The 18,668-nt window shown below is 74.7% G+C and carries 14 protein-coding genes and 1 pseudogene; 10 read left to right on the top strand and 5 right to left on the bottom strand.

The window, feature by feature from the left end; all coding sequences use genetic code 11:
* Positions 1 to 415 precede the first annotated feature (415 nt).
* A complete protein-coding gene (locus ACI784_RS20655) occupies positions 416 to 1,246 on the bottom strand; it encodes an oxidoreductase (RefSeq protein WP_456925689.1) in 831 nt (276 codons plus the stop codon).
* A gap of 488 nt (positions 1,247 to 1,734) precedes the next feature.
* Between ACI784_RS20655 and ACI784_RS20650 the strand changes: the two genes are divergently transcribed.
* From ACI784_RS20650 to ACI784_RS20640, 3 genes are all read left to right on the top strand, one after another.
* Positions 1,735 to 1,899 (top strand): hypothetical protein, encoded by a 165-nt coding sequence (locus tag ACI784_RS20650; RefSeq protein WP_456925688.1) that lies wholly within the window; start codon positions 1,735 to 1,737, stop codon positions 1,897 to 1,899.
* Between the two features lie 141 nt (positions 1,900 to 2,040).
* Positions 2,041 to 2,466: an SRPBCC family protein gene (locus ACI784_RS20645; protein ID WP_457014725.1), complete on the top strand. Its 426-nt coding sequence runs from the start codon at positions 2,041 to 2,043 to the stop codon at positions 2,464 to 2,466.
* Between the two features lie 69 nt (positions 2,467 to 2,535).
* Positions 2,536 to 3,939 carry a threonine/serine ThrE exporter family protein gene (locus tag ACI784_RS20640; protein ID WP_457014724.1) on the top strand — a complete coding sequence of 468 codons (1,404 nt, stop codon included), beginning with the start codon at positions 2,536 to 2,538 and terminating at the stop codon, positions 3,937 to 3,939.
* 167 nt (positions 3,940 to 4,106) lie between these two features.
* Here the strand turns inward: ACI784_RS20640 and ACI784_RS20635 are convergent, their stop codons facing one another.
* Entirely contained in the window at positions 4,107 to 5,141 is a 1,035-nt protein-coding gene (locus tag ACI784_RS20635; RefSeq protein WP_457014723.1) for an N-acetylmuramoyl-L-alanine amidase, read from the bottom strand.
* 224 nt (positions 5,142 to 5,365) lie between these two features.
* The gene (locus tag ACI784_RS20630) at positions 5,366 to 7,273 is read right to left on the bottom strand and encodes a DUF2510 domain-containing protein (protein ID WP_457014722.1); all 1,908 of its coding nucleotides are present in this window, start codon (positions 7,271 to 7,273) and stop codon (positions 5,366 to 5,368) included.
* A gap of 673 nt (positions 7,274 to 7,946) precedes the next feature.
* Between ACI784_RS20630 and ACI784_RS20625 the strand changes: the two genes are divergently transcribed.
* A complete protein-coding gene (locus ACI784_RS20625; RefSeq protein WP_457014721.1) occupies positions 7,947 to 8,999 on the top strand; it encodes a hypothetical protein in 1,053 nt (350 codons plus the stop codon).
* Between the two features lie 471 nt (positions 9,000 to 9,470).
* Positions 9,471 to 10,805 carry a sensor histidine kinase gene (locus ACI784_RS20620; protein WP_457014720.1) on the top strand — a complete coding sequence of 445 codons (1,335 nt, stop codon included), beginning with the start codon at positions 9,471 to 9,473 and terminating at the stop codon, positions 10,803 to 10,805.
* A gap of 65 nt (positions 10,806 to 10,870) precedes the next feature.
* On the opposite strand, the gene ACI784_RS20615 is transcribed toward ACI784_RS20620, so the two are convergent.
* Positions 10,871 to 12,145: a PP2C family protein-serine/threonine phosphatase gene (locus ACI784_RS20615; protein WP_457014735.1), complete on the bottom strand. Its 1,275-nt coding sequence runs from the start codon at positions 12,143 to 12,145 to the stop codon at positions 10,871 to 10,873.
* A 339-nt stretch (positions 12,146 to 12,484) separates the two neighbouring features.
* Here ACI784_RS20615 and ACI784_RS20610 point away from each other — a divergent pair, with 339 nt between their 5' ends.
* The 3 genes from ACI784_RS20610 (at position 12,485) to ACI784_RS20600 (ending at position 15,204) form a co-directional block, all read left to right on the top strand.
* Complete coding sequence (locus ACI784_RS20610; protein ID WP_457014719.1) at positions 12,485 to 12,943, top strand: sigma factor-like helix-turn-helix DNA-binding protein; 459 nt, start codon at positions 12,485 to 12,487, stop codon at positions 12,941 to 12,943.
* An 80-nt stretch (positions 12,944 to 13,023) separates the two neighbouring features.
* Positions 13,024 to 13,752: an enoyl-CoA hydratase/isomerase family protein gene (locus tag ACI784_RS20605; protein ID WP_457014718.1), complete on the top strand. Its 729-nt coding sequence runs from the start codon at positions 13,024 to 13,026 to the stop codon at positions 13,750 to 13,752.
* 207 nt (positions 13,753 to 13,959) lie between these two features.
* Positions 13,960 to 15,204 (top strand): amidohydrolase, encoded by a 1,245-nt coding sequence (locus tag ACI784_RS20600; protein ID WP_456925678.1) that lies wholly within the window; start codon positions 13,960 to 13,962, stop codon positions 15,202 to 15,204.
* 98 nt (positions 15,205 to 15,302) lie between these two features.
* On the opposite strand, the gene ACI784_RS20595 is transcribed toward ACI784_RS20600, so the two are convergent.
* Complete coding sequence (locus ACI784_RS20595; RefSeq protein WP_457014717.1) at positions 15,303 to 15,941, bottom strand: alpha/beta fold hydrolase; 639 nt, start codon at positions 15,939 to 15,941, stop codon at positions 15,303 to 15,305.
* An 89-nt stretch (positions 15,942 to 16,030) separates the two neighbouring features.
* Between ACI784_RS20595 and ACI784_RS20590 the strand changes: the two genes are divergently transcribed.
* Positions 16,031 to 16,615, top strand: coding sequence for a GrpB family protein (locus ACI784_RS20590; protein WP_457014716.1), 585 nt, complete (start codon positions 16,031 to 16,033; stop codon positions 16,613 to 16,615).
* 457 nt (positions 16,616 to 17,072) lie between these two features.
* Positions 17,073 to 18,617, top strand: a pseudogene (locus ACI784_RS20585) (sensor histidine kinase); the annotation flags it as partial.
* Positions 18,618 to 18,668: the final 51 nt, after the last annotated feature.

Genomic DNA, 18,668 nt, shown 5'->3' with positions numbered 1-18,668 from the left:
CGCTGTCGGACGGCGGGGGCTGTCCGTTCACCTCCGCCCGGTTCGGCGGGCCGGAGGTCGAGACGTGCCTGCTGTGCGGCTGCTCCATGACACTCCCATTCCTGTTGCGTCATTCGAAACCGACTTCGCAAGAGGGAACCAGAGCCGTTGGGATGGGACAAGGGTCGAGCGTGATTCTCTGCACAGTTTCGTCCTGCGACGGCCCCGCGTCGCCCCGGGGACGAGGTCGGAGTCGAGCGCACCGGGTGACCCGCCGGTGCCGCCGGGTACGGCCGGGCGAGGAGGACGCGAACAGCCGGCCCCCCGGGACGCTCTGCGCCGGCCACGGCAACGCCTCACCCGGGTCGAGGAGGGCGGTGTCGGCCCCGGCACGCCGGTCAGAGCGACGAGGGCGCCGGCCCTCCGTGGTCGGGCTTCACGCGGTGAAGTCGGTGCTGCGGCTGACGTCCTCCCACGTGTCCACGTCCGATCGCAGGGCGTCGAGCGCGGCGCGGAACGCGTCCGAGGCGTCGTTGCCGAGCACGAGCAGGTAGGGCGCCTTGCCGGACTCGACGACGTCGACCAGCGCGGCCGCCGCCCGCGCCGGGTCCCCCGGTTGCCTGCCGTGCGCGGTGTCGTGGTCCTTGCGGCGCCGGCCGGCGGTGTCGGCGTAGTCGGCGATCGGCGTCTCGGCCTGGGTCAGCGACCGGCCGGAGAAGTCGGTGCGGAAGCCGCCCGGCTCGACCGTCATGGCGGTGATGCCCAGCGGGGCGACCTCCTTGCGCAGTGACAGCGTCAGCGCCTCGATCGCCGCCTTGACCGCCGAGTAGTAGCCCGACCCCTCCGGGCAGATCCGCGCGCCGATCGACGAGAGGTTCACGATCGTGCCCGACCGGCGCTGACGCATGCCCGGCAGGACCGCCTTGATCGTGCGGACGGTGCCGAAGACGTGCGTGTCGAACAACTGCCGGACCGGGCCGTCCTCGCCCTCCTCGACCGCCGCCCGGTAGCCGTAGCCGGCGTTGTTCACCAGGACGTCGACACCACCGAAGCGCTCCTCGGCGGCGGCCACGGCCGCGGCCACCTGCTCGTCGCTGGTCACGTCGAGGGCGCGGGCCAGCGCCGTCTCCGGGTGGGCGTCGGCCAGGTCCTGCACCGTCGCGACGTCCCGGGCGGTGACGACGACGTGGTGTCCCCGTCGGAGGGCCGCCTCGGCGAAGGCCCGGCCGAGTCCGGTCGAGCAGCCGGTGATGAGCCAGGTACGCATCCGGGTGTCTCCTGCCATGCCGCCTCTGCCTCCAGACCGGTCGGCTCCGTGGCCGGCCCCGAGCAGCCGCCAGATCGCCATCGGGGTCGTGGGTGCCGGGCTGCAGCTTGACCGACCGGAGCGGGACGTGGCCACTCCTGGGAGGCGCCGGCAGGACCGGCCGATGGCGAGAGGAGCCGCCCCACGCCGGCGACGTGCATCCCGCCGTCCGCGGGCCCGTCGCGACGGGTGAGCTGCGCGGCGGGCCCAGGCCGCGCGCCTGCGCGCGCAGTGCGCGGGTGGCGACGCAACTCACACCCCGCTGGGACGAAGTGCCCTGCCGGACACCGGGGTCAGCACCGACCGTGGTCGGCGTGAGTCGAGGAGGGGGCCACCACGGACGTCCTGGGCCCGCCCGGGGTCGCCGGTACGGCCGTGTCGAGGTGGAGAGCTGGACGGTGGGTGCCGATGCGGTCGTCCCGCGACCCTGGGAACAGGAGTGGGTGGACATGCCCGCCGGACGCCTGCACGCGGTCGGCGGCGACGGGCTCGTCGCCGGCCGCGCGGTCTGCCGGACGGCGGTGACGCTGCTCGACCCCGCGGACTGGACGTGGCCGGACGACGGCGACCGCGAGTGGCCGCTGTGCTGGACCTGCCTCGCGCTGACCCACTGAGGGCCCCGCCGCCGCAGCCCGTCACCCGCGGGCGGGGCCGCGGCCCGGCGACGGGTATCAGCTCGCGTCGATCCGGCCGGCGGCGCCGGCCGAAGGGCTGCGCGGACGGCGTGCACGCCCGACCACCAGCACGATGGCCCGGTGGAGCAGAGCACGAGGGTCGACGTCGGGGCCCCGGTCGAGCGGGTGTGGGAGGTGCTGCGCGAGGTCGAGCGGTGGCCGGAGTGGGCGCCGACGGTGACCTCGGTGCGGCGCCTCGACGACGGGCCGCTGGCCGTCGGGGCCCGGGTCCGGGTGGAGCAGCCCCGGATCCCCCCGACCGAGTACGTGGTGACCGAGCTGGAACCGGGACGCTCGTTCACCTGGGTGGCCACCGGCCCGGGCGTCCGCACCACCGCTCGGCACCTGCTCGAGGACCTCGGCACCGGAGGCACGCGGGTCACGCTGGCGGTGGAGCAGGCCGGGCCCGTCGGGCGGGTGATGGGGCGGTTCTACCGCCGGCTCACCGATCGCTACCTGACCGCCGAGGCCGAGGGGATCAAGGCGAGGAGCGAGGGACGGCGGTGACGCCCCGCGGGGTCGCCGCCGCCGAGCGTGACGATCGGGTAGCAGCTGAGGGCGCCCTAGCCTGGCAGCGTGTCCCTCTGGCCCCCGCATCGCCGTGTGCCGTACTCGCGTCTCCCGGAGCGGGCCTGGCGTGCGGTCGCGGGAAACGACCCGCCGACCGCCCCGATCGGCCTGCGGGCCCAGCCCAGCCGGATGGACGACCTCACCGCCCACGCCGCGCTGGGCCTGGCCCTGCGCATCGGGGCGTCCGTGCTCGCCGTCGGAGCTCCCTCTGCCGACGTGACCGCGATGGTGCTGCGGGTCGCCGCGGCCTACGGGCTGACCAGCTGCCAGGTCGACATCACGTTCACCTCTATCACGGTCAGCTTCGACCGGGAGGACGCCGTACCGCTCACCGCGATGCGGATCGTGCGGATGAGCCGCCTGGACTACACCCGCCTGCAGGGGATCACCGACCTGGCCCGCGCGATCGGCGCCGGGGACCTCGACGTCGAGGAGGCGCACCGCCGGCTGGACCGGGTGGTCGCGGCGCCCGCCACCTACCGCCGGAGCGTGAACGCGCTGGCCTGGGCCGGCGTGGCGGGCTGCTTCGGCCTCGTCCTCGGCGGCGGGTGGCGGGAGGCCCTCATCGCGGCGCTGACCACCGCCCTGATCGGGCAGGTGATGCGCGTGCTCGACCGGCGGAGCCTGCCGGTCTTCTTCCAGCAGGTCGTGGGGGCCGCACTCGCCACCGGGGTGGCCGTCCTCCTGCTGGCCTGGGACGTCGACGTCCGGACCTCCCTGGTCGTCGCCGCCGGCATCGTCGTGCTCCTCGCCGGACTCTCCCTGGTCACCGCCGCCCAGGACGCGATCAGCGGGTTCCCGGTGACCGCCGGGGCGCGGGCCTTCGAGGTGGTGACGCTGACCGCCGGCATCGTCGTGGGCATCGCCGGCGTGCTCGACCTGGCCCAGCGCGCCCAGCTCCCGCTGACCGTCGTCACCACCGCGGCCGCCCCGGTCCGCTTTCCCGTCGCGCTGGCCGCGTCCGCCGGGATCGCCGCGTTCTGGGCCCTGGCCAGCCACGCCCGGCCGCACGCCGTGGGCCTCGCCGCGACCGCCGGAGCGCTGGCCTGGGCGACGTTCTGGGCGTTCAGCGCACTGGGTGCCGGCCCTCCGCTGGCCTCCGGGATCGCCGCCGTCGTCATCGGGTTCTCGGCCGAGGTGCTGCCCCAGCGGCTGCGGATCCCCCCGCAGCTGATCGCCGTCTGCGGCATCGTCCCGCTGCTGCCGGGTCTGGCGATCTACCAGGGCCTGTTCCGGATCGTCGTGGACACAGACATCGACGGCGGGCTGGCCGCCCTCGTCGGGGCGCTGGCCGTCGGTCTCGCGCTCGCCGCCGGCGTCACGCTGGGCGAGTACCTCGGCAGGCCGGTCAGCGACGAGCGCGACCGCTTCGACGAACGGGTCCGCCGGCGGGCCATGACCACCGACTGAGCCGCTGATCGCCCCCGTGGCGGCACAGGACCCGGCTCCACCGCCGACGCGATGACCCCGCCCCCGTCCGAGGGCCCCCCGTCGGCCGCGGTGCCACCCGGCCACGTCGGCGGCTTCCCCCGTGGCCGTCGGCCCCGGGGGAAGCGGCGCGGCCGCCGCAGACCGGCTCACGGTCGAGCGGCGTCCTGCGCCGGCGCCAGGCGGCCCGGTCGGGTGCCGCGCGGACGACGGAACAGGGCTCGCAGGCCCCGCCGCGTGGTCGACGACACGGGTTGTACCGCCCGGGCCAGGCGGTCGTAGTCGTCGGCCCAGCACTGCGCCGGGTACGGCTGGCCGGGGTAGAAGCGGCGGTGGAACTCGATCATCGCCCGGTCGGTCGCCGCTTCCCAGATCCCGTCGTCCCAGCCCGAGCGGACGTAGTCCCGCGACGGCACCTCGGCGACGCACCCCCGCCAGATCAGCCACTGCTGGATGTTCTGCACGAACGGCCGCTCGCGGACGTAGTAGCCGCCGTGGCTGCGGGCCGGCCCACGGATGTTGCCGTAGTAGTGCCCGCGCGGCAGGTCCCAGCCGAGTCGCGGCGGAGCGCCCGGGACCACCACCGGCGGCGGCACCGGGGGCGCGGACGGAGGCGGGACGACCCCGCCACCGGCCGCCCTGCCGAGGATGCCCGGGATCTGGCCGACCTTCGCGGCGCCGGGGCAGAGCTTGCCGATCACGGTGGACCAGCGCTCCCCGCCCGGCTGCAGCCACCCGGGCACCGCGCCGACGCCGCGGGAGTGCTGGATCCCCAGCCGGTGCGGGCCCCAGCCACGACGGCCGGGCAGGCTGTCCGGCAGCAGCGCCAGCGGCACGCCGTGCACGTCGCGGGCCCAGCGCATGATGTCGGCCAGCCGCTCCTCCTGGGCCGGGGTCCACAGCTCGCTCTCGACCTGAGCGACCGGACCGGTGCCGCCCTGGGTCTCGATGGCGATCGCGTCGTCGTTGGCCTCGACGTCCGCGAACGCCCGGAAGGCGGTGTCCACGTACTGCTCGCAGTAGCCGTCCTTGGCGACGTAGAAGTGCCAGGTGTTGCCGTTGAACGGGGGCAGCGACCGGCGTTCGGAGACGGCGACGTGCAGGATGCCGCGCCCCTGCTCGTTGCGGGGGGTCCGCCCACCGAAGTCGGTCGGCTTGAAGACGGCTCCGGGGTAGATGGCCACGGGTCCTCCAGGGTCTCGGCCATGGCCGGTCGCGGCCGCGACCGGGCAGGAGTTGAGATGACTGACCGCGCCGCACGCTCGCGGGAGCGCCGGCGCCTCCCGCGGCCCGGTGGGAGCCGCGGGTGGCGTCCGCGGTGCGGCGCTCTCGGTCGTCACATCGCGGATCGCCGCGGCAGGTGTGCTCGGCCCGCCGGCTGCGCCGCGGGCCGGCGCCGGACGAGGCGTCACCCGAGACCGTCCCGGTCGGCGCCGGTCCCGTCGTACAGGCACTCCAGTCGCTGCTGGGCCTCGCGGACCTGGGCGAGTTCGGCGGTGAGCCGCAGCACGTCGAGGCGGAGGCCGAGCACCCCTTCCACGTAGGGAGGGTTCGGCGGCTCGGAGGTGCCGTGCTGCCCGGCCGCCACCGGGACGGGACTCACCGCCGCGTGCCGCTCCAGGGCGCGTACCTGGACGACCGGGGAGGGGCTCACGGACACGCCGGCGGAGTGCTCCGCCATCCGCTGGCGCAGCGCCCCGGCCAATGACCCGTAGGAGCCGCGGAACTCGGCATCGGGTCGTCCCGGGGCGATCGGCACGCCGCTCCCGTCGATGAACGTCGCCAGGTTGGCCGTCAGGCTCTCACCGCGCTCGTCCCAGGGCGTGGAGGTGGACCACGACCACATGTACACGCCGACGTACCACATCGGCCGCCGCGGCATGTCCGCCCAAGGCCCCGAGGACCGCGGATCCGCGTCGACCCCGACGATGTCGACCCAGCGTTCGAGCCTGGGGAGGACGATGTCGCCGCCGGGGCAGGACGCCGAGAGCAGCTGGGTGAGTTGGGCGACCTCGAGCACGGCCCCTCGTTCGTCCGTCCACTCGTGCTCGTGCTGTCCACCGGACGACGGCGCTGTGTCCGGATGACCCGTGGCGGCCGGTGAGCCCGGCGAGTGAAGAGGGGCCCAGCCCCGTCCCGTGCTCTCCGGGTGACCGGCGCAGGAGGGGTCGTTGCACCGCCCGCAGCGGGCCAGGACCCGGACGCCGTTCCGGTCGATCACGTGGTCGGCCCTCACGGGCTCCTCCAGGTCGTCGCGGTACGCCGACCCGTCACGGGGCTGCGGGACGCCGAGGACGCGGCCGGGCGCCGGTTCCGCTCCCCGGCTCGGATCGAAGACCGGGCACGTGACGGCGGTCCACGAGCTCCCGTCGAACCACCGCTCGGTCCGTGGGTGCTGCTCGGGCGAGAAGGGATCCGGATAGAAGCCGGCGGCCTGCGGGGCGGTACCCCGGTGCGGGTCCGTCGTCGGATCGGGCCCGGGCGGCGCCGCCAGGGACGTGCCGTCCACCGGCAGCCGACGCTGCGCGTCCCGTGGTCGTGCAACGGCGCGGGCGACGCCGCGCCGCGGCCGCAGCAGCCGTAGCCACAGGTCCCGGCCGGCGAGCAGCCACGACGCCGCGAAGGCCCAGACGGCGGCCGTCTCCGCCGCGAACAGCAGGGGAAGCGGGCCGAGGTCGACCGCCACGGAGTTGCCGAACCCAGCGGCGGCGACCGACAGCAGGACGACCACACCGCAGAGGGCGTGGGCGTACGCCGCCGTGGGGTTGCCGCCCCGGGCGCGCTCCCGCCGGGCGAAGAGGAAGGACAGGGCGGCCAGCAGCACGAAGCACGCGCCTGCGGCGATCAGGTGGAGTCGTCCCGTCCAGACGTCACCGAGCAGCTGTTCCAGCGGCGGGCAACCGGACAGGTCGCGCGTGCTGCCGCACCGGGGCGCTCCGTCGGGGATGCCAGGCCGCGCGATCGGGAAGAAGACCACTCCGAGCAGGGCCAGTCCCGCGAGCAGGCTCAACCAGAAGTCCCACGTCCACGGTTGCCCCGCGAGGTAGGTCGCCAGCAGGACGGCGATGATGCACAGAGCGCCGACGAACACGTCCTGCATCGAGGTGTGGTAGTAGGAGCTGAGCGAGCTCTCGACGTGCACCGCGCCGCCCCGGACCCAGCTCTCCCCGGCGATGAGGACGAGGGGCAGCAGGATGCCGATCGCCCCGACCGCCGTTCGGATGAGCAGGTAGGAGCGGACGTAGAGCACCGCCGGATCGCTGCGGTCGGACAGCCCACGGGGGCGGGGCAAGGTGTCCGGGCTCGGCTGACGCATCGCACCTCCGCATCGGCTCCCCCGACCGGTGTGCGCGGAGGAGCGCCAGTTGGCAGATCACCGCGCCTGGCCACCGCCAGGACCACGGGGGGACCTGGCGGTGTCGACGGCGCGGCCATCTCACTGCGGTCATCGCTCGGGAACGGCACGGGGATACGCCCACGAACCACCTGCCCCAGGCGTCACAGCCGTCCCGGATGCCACGCCGGCGTCCGTCGTGGCCGGCACCTCCGGCCCGAACGGCTCCCGCGGGCAGTGCGGGATGCCGAGTTCGCGCGTCCGGCCGTCGCCCCCACGGCGCAGGCCGGCCGGCAGGCCCACCGGTCAGCCACGGACCGGCGCGGTGCGACCGCTCGTGGCGGAAGGCGGCGTCGGGCGCCACCGACTCCGTGCGGTCACCCCGCGACTGCGCGGGGTCGTACGACCACGCGCAGGGGCCGACCCGGGCACGGAGCGTGTCCAGCGGCGATCCCGGCGGGGTGGGCCGCTCCCGGCCCGGTGTGGGGACGGACCGGGTCCCGGCGCCTCCACCGCCACGCACCGTCAGCGCCGGGCCGCCTTCGCTGCTGCGTTCTCGCAGGTCGACACGGTGGTCTACGACGATCGGCCACTGTCCGTCACTCCCCGTGACCTCCCAGGGTGTGGGTGCTTGATCAACTACTCAGGAGGACCCATGACAGCACCGCACGGTCACCGCCCACCGGGAGTCGCCCGCCGCCGGCGCAGCGCACTGATCGCCCTCGCCCTGCTCGTGGCCGCGGCCGCGCTGGCCTCGCCGGCTCAGGCGGCGTCGTCCAAGGCGTGCGAGGGCGGCGGCTACCAGCTGGTCGACGCCGCGACCGGTGCGGTGGTGGCCAACGGCCGCGGCGACCGCCGGGTGCGGACGACGATCCCGGCCGCCAGCCTCGGCGACCGGTTCATCGTGCGCGGGGTCCACCAGCAGTTCGCCGTGCGAGCCGGCGACTTCGCCGTGTTCGACCACCTGTTCACCGGGGCGGCCAACCGGGAACGCATGGTGACCGCACCGACCGTGGTGTGGGAGAGCAAGGTCCCGGACCACCGCGGCCTGACCCTGAGCAGCGCGATCACCGTCCAGTTCGACAGGGAGGCGATCGAACTCGGTCGTACCGGCGCAGGGCTGTCGATGAAGATCCAGAGCAAGGACTGCGCGCAGGGCGGCATCTTCCAGATGGAGCCCGAGCGCGGGGACGGCACCCGCACACGCATCGTGCACACCCTCGGCGGCCAGTCGTTCTACTTCGACAACCCGCTCTTCCGCGCCCGCATCGGACAGTTCCTCGGCTCCACCTGCACCAGCGTGGAGACCGGACCGCCCGGTCAGTTCTGCGTCCAGGTGTCGGCCCGCGTCAACATCGCCAGCGACAGCCCCGCCGCCCGCGACCTGGTGGCCCGCGACAGCGCCCAGGTGGCCACCCGGATCGACCAGCCGGCGTGCCGTGCCGTCGACCCGGCCCTCCCGCCGATCCCGCACTGCGGTCGCCAGTCGATCTGGGACGTCGCGAGTGGTGGCCGGATGGGCTTCGTCACGGGCGAGGACGCCGTCGAGGTCGCCAACCCGCCGACCACCTGCACCCAGGACTGCCAGGCGCAGAACCAGGTCCGCGGTCGCCTCGCCGTGCTCGGGTTCCCCTCCCCGGTCCCCCAGGGCAGCCGGCTGACCCCGCCCACCGCGCCGTTCGACAGCGCTCCGCTCACCGCCCCGTGACAGCAGGGCGGCCCTGATCGACCGTCGGGGGACCGACCGTTCCGGGCCACCCCCGGTGACGGCCTCCTCCCGCGCTCACGGCGGGAGGAGGCCGTCACCGGCTCCCGCACGGCCCGGCGCCGCCACCGGGCTGTCGGCGGCGACACCGACACCGCGGCAGGGACGTCCGATGGACAGGAACGGCTGCCGGTCCCCGAGGTGGCCCTCCATCCCCTCGATTGAGGGACTGGCACGCGACGGCCCGATTCCCGACCATCCAGGGGATCCGCACGGGGACCACGCGGGCCCGGTCGGGCCGGCGACCGCTGGCGGTCACCGCGGATGCCGGAGGGGTTCACTGTGACAGCGCCACGGAGCGTCGGGGACGAGCACGTGACGTCGGCGGAGACCCCACCGTGGGTGCGGCTCGTCGACCCGCCCCCCGCAGGGGGCTCGGCGCGAGCCCAAGGTTCACCGGCAACCGCCCGCCGGGTGCTGAGCAGGTTCGTGGCCGGCAACGTCGTCGCCGCCAGCCTGCTGTTGGCCGCCAGCGTCTGGGCGAGCCACGCGGCCGCCCGCAGCGAGGCGCTCGCCGACGCCCGGAGCAGGACCGACCTCGTCGCCGAGCTGCTCGTGGAGCCGAACCTGGGCGGCGGCCTGCTCACCGGGGACCCGCAGGCGATCGCCGACCTGGACGCCGTCGTGGAGACCCAGCTCCGCGACGCGGCGGTGGTACGCCTCAAGATCTGGGACGACGACCAGCGGATCGTCTACTCCGACGAGACCCAACTCGTGGGACGCACCTTCCCCGAGTCCGAGTACTCCGTGCGGTCGTTCGTGGACGGTGACATGTCCGCCGAGGTGAGCGACCTCGGCCGCGCCGAGAACGAGTTCGAGCGCTCCCGGGAGCGACTGCTCGAGGTCTACCGTCCCGTCATCGCCCAGTCCGGGGAGCGTCTGCTGCTCGAGGCGTACTTCGACTACGACCGGGTGACCAACCGGCAGGTGGCCATCTGGCTCGAGTTCGCCCCCATCTCGGCGGCGGCGCTCGTCTGCCTGCTGCTGTTCCAGCTACCGATGGCCAGGCGGATGATCCGCGACGTGCGGGCAGCGGACCAGGAACGGTTGCGGCTCCAGGCACAGGCGGCGGACGCGACCGTCGAGGAGCGACGCCGGATCGCGGGTGGTCTGCACGACGGCGTCGTCCAGGACCTGTCCGCGGCCCCGCTGATCATGTCCCGGGCGATCGACCATCTCAGGACACGCGCCCCGGGCGGCACCCACGACCACTCGGTGGCCGACGACCTGCAGCTGGCGACCGCCGCCGTCCGTCAGTCGGTCGCCTCCCTGCGCTCCCTGCTCATCGAGATCTACCCGCCACACCTGGCCCGCGCCGGCCTGCCGGCGGCGCTCGGCGACCTGGCCGCGCGCACCCAGTCCCGCGGCGTCCACACGCGCCTCGAGCTGCCCGACGACCTGGACCTGCCGCCCGAGAGCGCGGCCCTGCTGTTCCGCACCGCCCAGGAGGCGCTCACCAACGTCGTCAAGCACGCCCGCGCCCGGAGGGCCGTCCTCACCGTCACGGAGGACGAGTCGTCGGTCACGCTGGTGATCCGGGACGACGGGATCGGCTTCGACCTGACCGAGTCCTCGGAATCCCCGCCCGGCCACTTCGGCCTCCGCCTGATGCATGACCTCGCCCAGGCGTCCGGAGCCACGCTCGACCTCGCCACGGCCCCTGGTCGCGGCACCGCCCTGCGCCTACGCCAGCCGCACCCGCGGCGGCCACCCTCCGGGCGGGACGACGAGCGCACCCCTCGACCCTGACCTGGATCCGAGATCACCGCCGGCCTGGCGGGGTCCGGGGTGGTGGCGAGGGACCGGCAGCCGGGTCAGCCGACGAGGCGGACGGCGAGCAGTGCGACGTCGTCCTCCGGCTGACCGGACAGCACGCGGTCGAGCAGCGCGTCGCACAGCTCCTCGACCCCGAGGGGTTCCGGGCGCGCGTCACCGACGGCGACGAGGTCGGCGAGCGTGCTGCACAGCAGGTCGATGCCGTCGTCGATCGGGCGGTCCGGAGCCTCGACGAGTCCGTCGGTGTAGAGCAGCAGCAACGCGCCCGGCTCGAGCACCGCCTCCGCCTCGCTGTGGAGCACCCCGAGGGCCACGCCCAGGAGCATCTCCGGCCCGGAGGCCAGCACCGTGACCCGGCCGTCGGGATGCACCAGCAGCGGCGGCGGATGGCCGGCGTTGGCCCAGCGCAGGCGCCACGCGCCGGCCGCGCCGTGCTCGAGCGGGCGGACGTGGGCCACGATGGCGGTGGCCAGGGCGCCCAGCCGCAGCTCGGCCATCGCCGCGTCGACGGCGTCGAGCAGCGGTCCCGGCCCGGCGTGGGTCGCCACGGCGATGCCACGGAGCAGGGTGCGCACCTGGCCCATGGCGGCGGCGGCGTCCACGTCGTGACCGGCGACGTCACCGATGACGAAGGTCGCGCCGCCGCGCTGGACGAAGCAGTCGTACCAGTCGCCGCCGATCTCGGCCGCCCGCGCCGCCGGGGCGTAGCGGACCGCGATCTGCAGCCCCTCGATGGTCGGCGGCTCGGTGAGCATGGAACGCTGCAGAGCCTCGGCCAACGACCGCTGCGCGTCGTGGAGGCGCGCGTCGTCGAGCACCAGCCCGGCGCGGCCTGCGACATCGGCGGCGGCAGCGAGATCCCCGGCGGAGAACCGGCCCCGAGCCGCACCGTTGCACAGGCTCAGCAGGCCGACGGCGCCGTGCCGACCGAGCAACGGGAGCAGCATGACGTGCTCGGGGGCGAGAGTCGCCAGCAGGTCGTGCGCGGGTCCCGGCCGCAGCATCCCCTGCAGGGTCCGGGTCGCGTCTCCCCGCAGCAGCTCCGGACGGCCGGTGCGCAGGGCGCGGAACAGCAGCGAGTCGTCGGTGAGCGCCTCGACCCGGGTGCGGACGTACTCCGCAGCCAGCGCCTGTCGCGCCGGATCGCGATGTCGGGTGACGGCATGCCCCAGCCCTCGCCGGTGCCCGGGCCTCGGCACCTCGTCGATGAGGGTGAGCACGGCCCAGTCGGCCAGGGCCGGCACCAGCAGGTCGCACAACCGGGCGGCGGCCTCCTCGGGCTCCAGCGTGGTGACCAGCGCCTCGGTCACCACGCGGAGCAACGGCTCCCGATCGGCCGGGTCGGCGGCGGCGGTGGCGGACCGACCGAGGCCGGCGCCACTGGGGGACCCACCCCTCGGCGGGACGGATGGATCCCGGGGAGGCGTCGGGTCCGGGATCGGCACGTCCGCGCTCCTCACCGTGGGCACCCCAGGGCCGCACGCGGGACGGACACGCGGCACACTGCGGGTGGGTCGGCGCCGGAGCGAACTGTTTCGCCACGGGCGGGGACGTGGATCGTTGCTCGGACACGAGCCGCTGTCAACGATCGTTGCGGCCCGTGTCGACCGAACCGGGAGAGGCGACCGAGCGTCCGCGGGGAGGCGTCAGGCATGGAACCCCATGAGCCACCTGATCGGCGGGAGGGGCCGGGCGGGCTCGCGGAGGAGCCTGCGCTGCGCGCGCTCGCCGACCTGGTCGCCGTCGCCGAGCAGATGGCCGAGGTCACCGCGCTCATCCGCGAGCACGCCGCGGAGATCCGGGCCTGCCGGGCCCAGGGCCTGCCGTACCGGGAGATCGTCGCCCGTGAGCGCCGCCCCCTCATCGTGGAGGTCCTCACCGACGCGACCGCCCGCTTCGAGGCCGCCGGCACCCGGTTCCGACAGGCGAAGGCCGCCGCGTTGCGTCAGGAGGGGTTGACGCTCGAGGAGATCGGCGCCCTGTTCGGGCTGACCCGCCAGCGCATCTCCCGGCTCCTGCAGGAGGCCGACGGGGCCGACCCCGGCAGGCGGGCCGAGAGCCGAGACACCGGGCCGATCCCCGCCGAGCTCCCCCGACCCACCGACCGATGATCAGCCCCTCCCCCACCGTCCTGTGACCGAGGGGGACTCTCCGCGGTCACCGGACACGCGGGGGCGTGGAGGATGACCCGATGCTGATCACCGAGGATCGGGACGACGTCGCCGTCCTGCGCATCGACCACGGCCGGGTCGGCGCCCTGGACGTCGAGCTGCTGAACGCCCTGACCGACGCCGTCACCGCGTCCGACCGGGCGCTGGTGATCACCGGCAGCGGCTCCTCCTTCTCCGCCGGGGTGGACCTGCGCCGGATCCTGGACGGGGGCCGGCCGTACACCGAGGAGCTGCTGGCCGCGCTGTCCCGCACGTTCCGCGCCGTGTTCGATCATCCGCGGCCGACGGTCGCGGCGGTCAACGGGCACGCGATCGCCGGTGGCTGTGTGCTGGCGCTGGCCTGCGACCTGCGGCTGATGTCCGGCGGACGGATCGGGTTGGCGGAACTGGCGGTCGGCGTCCCCTTCCCGACGTCCGCCCTGGAGATCGTCCGGCACGCGCTCGGCTCCCGTGCCGGCCAGGTGCTGCTCGGCGCGCAGACCGCCGACCGCGAACGGGCGCTGACCCTCGGGATGGTCGACGAACTCGCCGCGCCCGGCGAGCTGCTCGACCGGGCGGTCGCGCTGGCCGCCGAGCTGGCCGCCCGGTCGCCGGAGTCCTACCGGCTGGCCAAGGTCCAGCTCCACCGTGCCGCGAACGCGGCGATCGAGGCGACCGCCGGCGACGACGCGGCCGTCCTCGCCGGGTGGACCTCCGATGACACCCGACGTCGGATCGAGGCCGCGCTCGCGGCGCTGGCCCGGCGCTAGTCGTGCGACCTCGCGGGGGGCACGCGCGCCGCGGGTCGTCCGAGCGCCGCGCGGTGCTCGTCCCCCGCCTCCGGGGTAGGGACGACGGAGAGGACGCCCGGTGACGCCGACCCCGCCCGGCCGTGGTCGTGCCGGGCGGCCACGACGTGACCGGTGGGTGTACAGGGAGCGGTACTCGCGACGAGGTGGACGAAGGGATCGAGAACGATGACGTCGTCGGCAGGCCAGCCACTGATCACCCCCGAGCTGCGCGAGGAACTGCACGCTCTGTACCGCCACCTGCACGCCGACCCCGAGCTGTCGATGCAGGAGCACCGGACCGCCGCACTGGTCTCCGAGCGCATGGGGCGGCTGGGCTGCGAGACGTCCACCTGCGGCGGTACCGGGGTGGTCGCGGTCCTGCGCAACGGGGACGGACCGGTCGTCGCCTTCCGCGCCGACACCGACGGCCTGCCCGTCGCGGAGGACACCGGGCTGGACTACGCCAGCACCGCCCGCGGCCGGCTCGGCGACGGCACCGAGGTGCCGGTGATGCACGCCTGCGGCCACGACGTGCACGTCACGAGCGCCATCGGTGCCGCCTCGGTGCTGGCCGCCGCCCGGGACACGTGGTCGGGGACCGTGGTGTTCCTCTTCCAGCCCGGGGAGGAGACCAGTGAGGGTGCCGCGGCGATGGTCGCCGACGGGTTGTGGGCCCGCGCCCCCCGACCCGAGGTGGTCCTCGCCCAGCACGTGTACCCGTTCCGGGCCGGTGAGATCCGGGTGGCCGGCGGGCCGGCGATGGCGATGGCCGACAGCTGGCAGGTGACCGTGCACGGACGCGGCGGGCACGGATCCCGCCCGGAGGACACCATCGACCCCGTCGTGCTCGCCGCCCACATGGTGGTGCGCATCCAGAGCATCGTGTCCCGCGAGGTGCCCCCGCTGACGCCCGTCGTGGTGACCATCGGCAGCTTCCACGCCGGGCTCAAGGAGAACATCATCCCGGCCACCGCGGTCTTCACGGTCAACGTGCGCACCCTGGACACCGACATCCGGGAGCGCGTGCTCGCCGCCCTCCGCCGGGTGATCGCGGCCGAGGCGCAGGCCTCGGGCGCGCCCGAACCGGAGGTCGAGGAGCTCTACACGTTCCCGCTGCTGCGCAACGACCCGGAGGCGACCGGACGCGTCACCGACGCGCTGACGCAGGTGTTCGGCGCCGGCAGGGTCAGCGACACGCCGCCGCTGCTCGGTAGCGAGGACTTCGGCCACCTGCCGGAGGCGATCGGTGTGCCGGGCGTCTACTGGTTCATCGGCGGCATGCCCGACGAGGTCGTCGACGGTGACGATCCCGTGCCGACCAACCACTCCCCCTTCTTCGCGCCCGTGATCGAGCCGACGCTCACCACGGGTGTCACGGCCGCACACACGGCGATCACGGCGTATCTCGGCGGGGCGACCACGGTGCGGTGATCGCGGGGACGCGTGACGTTCCGCGTCCGGCTCGGCGGGCGGTGCCCGCCGTCGGCGAGACCCCGAGGGCGATCGCCCCGGGCAGGCCCGCCGGCCGGTCACCGCGCGCCGGCGACCTCCGGGCTGGTGGGCCGCGCGTGGGCGACCGCCCAGTCGAGCACGTGGTCGGCGATCGCCTCCCAGCCCTCCTGGGCGGGCAGCAGGTGGGCGTAGCCGAGGTACTCCCGGTGCTCGGTGACCGTGTGCGGCGCCCGGCAGTGCCGGACGTTCGACCGCTGCACGCTCGGCGGCATCAGGTGGTCCTCGCCGCCCGAGACGAACAGCAGCGGCGGGCGGTCGTCGTCGGCGTGGTCGACCGCGGCGTCCTGCGGGCCCGGCATGACGTCGGCCAGCACCGAGCTCCACAGGATCCGGCCGGACGCCGGGATCGCGTACCGCTGGTACAGCCGCCGCGACTCCTCCTCGGGGAACGTGTCGGTGAAGGCGTAGCGCCACTGCTCCTCGTCCAGAGCCACCGCGCGGTGCCGGTTCGCCGGGTTCCCGAACGCGACGAGGGTCGAGCGCAGCTGGGACAGCGGCAGCACCCGCACGCCCTCGGTGGGAGCGGAGTCGAGGACGACGCCGACCGCCCCGTGGCCGCGGTCGAGCAGCAGTTGCACGAGGGTGCCGCCGGCGGAGTGGCCCATGACCATCGGCGGCCGGTCCAGAGTGCGGAGCAGCTCCTCCAGCGAGGCCACGCACGGCGGTCGCGGAGGCTCCGCGTCCGCCACGGCGCGGCACAGGGACCGCTCGACAAGGGGAGGGAGCGTCGCCTCCCATGACGTCCATGGACGACGTTCCCTCCGGGCCGCACATCAGCGATGAGGACCTCCAAAAGGTCACCGTCGGCGAGCGGATCCCGCACGACGCGCCGATCACCCTGGTCGAGTACGACCCGCGGTGGCCCGGCCTGTTCGCTCGCGAGGCTGACCGCGTCCGCACCGCCCTCGGTCAGGTCGCCGTCCGTGTGGAGCACGTGGGCTCGACGTCGGTTCCCGGCCTGTGCGCCAAGCCGATCATCGACATGGTCCTGGTGGTCCCCGACTCGGCCGACGAACCGTCCTACGTACCGGCCCTCGAGTCCGCCGGCTACGTCTTGACGATCCGTGAACCGGAATGGCTGGAACACCGCCTGCTCCGGGGCCCGGACACCGACGTCAACCTGCACGTGTTCAGTGCTGGTGAGCCGGAGATCGACCGGATGCTCGCCTTCCGCGACCGGTTGCGCACGCACGACGAGGACCGGGAGAGATACGCCGAGGCCAAGCGCGCTCTGGCCCGCAGGGTGTGGCGCCACGTCCAGCACTACGCCGACGCCAAGACCTCCGTGGTCCAGGAGATCCTGGCAAGAGCGGCGGCCGCTCGCGGATGACCGCCTCACCGCGGGCCGGACGAGGTGGTCGACGACTGCGGAATCCACGGCGCGGCCGAGGAGACCGCGCACCGAGGACCCGGTCGACCCACGTCCGCGGGCGCGGAGCGGACCGTCGTCGCCGCGGCTCGGCCGGTCAGGTCCCGACGGGAGCGGCGGGGGCATCCCGCGGCGGCCGGCAGTGCGGCCCCGGGGGCATGCCCGCCGCTCCGGCAGCGTTCGACGGCTGGACCGGCACGCGGTCAGGTGCGCGGGTTCCGCTGAGCCGGTCCAGCTGACCGCTCGGTCGACTCCCCTGCCTCGCGCGGGGACAATCGTCACGGCTGGGCGTGCGCGACGCCTCCGTGAGGGGCCAGGTGTCCGCCCTCGTCGTCCAGCAGGAACTCCACCGGCGGCGACGAGCGGAGGCGACGTGCGGTTCTCGACCACCTCGTTGTTGCGGGTGACGACGTGGGCGATGCTGGTCTCGGGCGCGGTCTACGGAGCCACGCTCGTCCCCGGCATCCGTCAGGCACCGGGCTACGACGCCGCCGTCGACGGATGGCTGAACATGACCGTCGACGGCCTCGTCATCGTCGTGCTCGCCCTCCGCTGCGTCGTCGACCGCCGGGACCGGGCGGCCTGGCTGTTCATGACCGCGGGACTCGTCGCAGCCTTCGCCGCGAGCGCCTCCTACTTCGCGTACTACCGGCACCTCGACCCCATCCCGAGCCCGTCGTGGGCGGACGCGGGGTGGTTGCTCTTCTACGGCCTGCTCGCCATCGGACTCGTCCTGCGGCTGCGCGCCCGGGCCCGCAGCATGCCGGCGAGCCTCTCCCTCGACGGCCTCATCGCCGGGCTGACCGCCGTCGCGCTGGCCGAGAACTACCTCGACGGAGCGTCCGTGCCGTTGGGCGACGACAGCGGTGCGCCCTTCACCGCCGCCTACCCGATCGCCGACCTCCTGCTCCTCGCGCCGGCGGTGGCCGCCCTCGCCGTGCTCGGGCGGAGTGCCGGCCGCTCCTGGTGGCTGCTCTGCGCCTCGTTCGTCACCTTCTTCACGACCGACGCCGTCTACGCGGACCTCGTGGCGCGGGACGCCTACGTCGGCGGGGAACCGGTCGACCTGGGGTGGCTGGTGGCCCGCCTGCTGCTGGCCGGTGCCGCGCTGGCCTCCCTGCGCCGATCGGAGTCGCGCGACGTCGACCTGGAAGGAGTCAGCGTCCTGGCCCTGCCCGGGGTCTGCGGTCTCGCCGTCCTGGTCCTGCTCTTCGACGGGACCCGGGCCGGGATCAGCGCCTTCGCCGCGGTCGTGGCCCTCACCGCAGGGGTGCTCATGGTGGGGCGCACGGCGCTCACCTTCCGGGAACTGCGCGCGCTCACCGAGGCCCGCCAGCGTGCGCTCAGCGAGCGACTGGTCGAGGTCCAGGACGACGAGCGGGCCCGCATCGCCGCCGACGTCCACGACGACTCGGTCCAGGCCCTGGCGGCCGTGGACCTGCGCCTCGGGGCCCTCCGGAACCGGCTGCGCGACCGGGCGCCCGAGGAGGCCACCGGGGTCGAGGCCGTGCTGGACGCCGTCCACGGCGCGAGCACCCGGCTCCGCCACCTGCTCTTCGACCTGGAGACGCCGGTCCTCGACGCGACGCTGGCCGAGGGCCTGACCGATGCGGCGGCGCACGTGTTCGAGGACTCCGACGTCACCTGGTCGGTCGAGGAACGCGGGCAGGCTCCGCTCCCCCAGCAGGTGCGGGTGTCGGCGTACCGGATCGCCCGCGAGGCGATGGTCAACGCCCGCAAGCACGCGCAGGCGCATCGCGTGACCGTCACCGTGGACGCCACCGACCGCGGCGTCCAGGTGCACGTCGTCGACGACGGGACCGGAGTGGCCGGCACGGCGACGACCCGCTCGGGACGCCGGCACTCCGGCGTGGTGGCGATGCGCGACCGCGCGGCGGCGTCGGGCGGCTGGTGGCGGTCGGGGCCGGGTCCGGGCGGTGCCGGCACGGCCGTGTCGTTCTTCCTACCGGTGACGGGCGGCGGGAACGGCACCCCCCGGCCGGCCCGGAGCCGG

It is taken from the genome of Geodermatophilus sp. SYSU D01186 (assembly GCF_054050215.1).
The sequence above is the reverse complement of the archived record's forward strand: the minus strand, read 5'-3'. Positions and strand labels throughout refer to the sequence as shown.

Excerpts from the sequence above, each read along its gene's own strand:
- ACI784_RS20610 (WP_457014719.1), top strand. The coding sequence starts at position 12,485 with ATGGAACCCCATGAGCCACCTGATCGGCGGGAGGGGCCGGGCGGGCTC.
- ACI784_RS20650 (WP_456925688.1), top strand. The coding sequence starts at position 1,735 with ATGCCCGCCGGACGCCTGCACGCGGTCGGCGGCGACGGGCTCGTCGCC.
- ACI784_RS20630 (WP_457014722.1), bottom strand. The coding sequence starts at position 7,273 with ATGCGTCAGCCGAGCCCGGACACCTTGCCCCGCCCCCGTGGGCTGTCC.
- ACI784_RS20600 (WP_456925678.1), top strand. The coding sequence starts at position 13,960 with ATGACGTCGTCGGCAGGCCAGCCACTGATCACCCCCGAGCTGCGCGAG.
- ACI784_RS20605 (WP_457014718.1), top strand. The coding sequence starts at position 13,024 with ATGCTGATCACCGAGGATCGGGACGACGTCGCCGTCCTGCGCATCGAC.
- ACI784_RS20590 (WP_457014716.1), top strand. The coding sequence starts at position 16,031 with ATGGACGACGTTCCCTCCGGGCCGCACATCAGCGATGAGGACCTCCAA.
- ACI784_RS20655 (WP_456925689.1), bottom strand. The coding sequence starts at position 1,246 with ATGCGTACCTGGCTCATCACCGGCTGCTCGACCGGACTCGGCCGGGCC.
- ACI784_RS20625 (WP_457014721.1), top strand. The coding sequence starts at position 7,947 with ATGACAGCACCGCACGGTCACCGCCCACCGGGAGTCGCCCGCCGCCGG.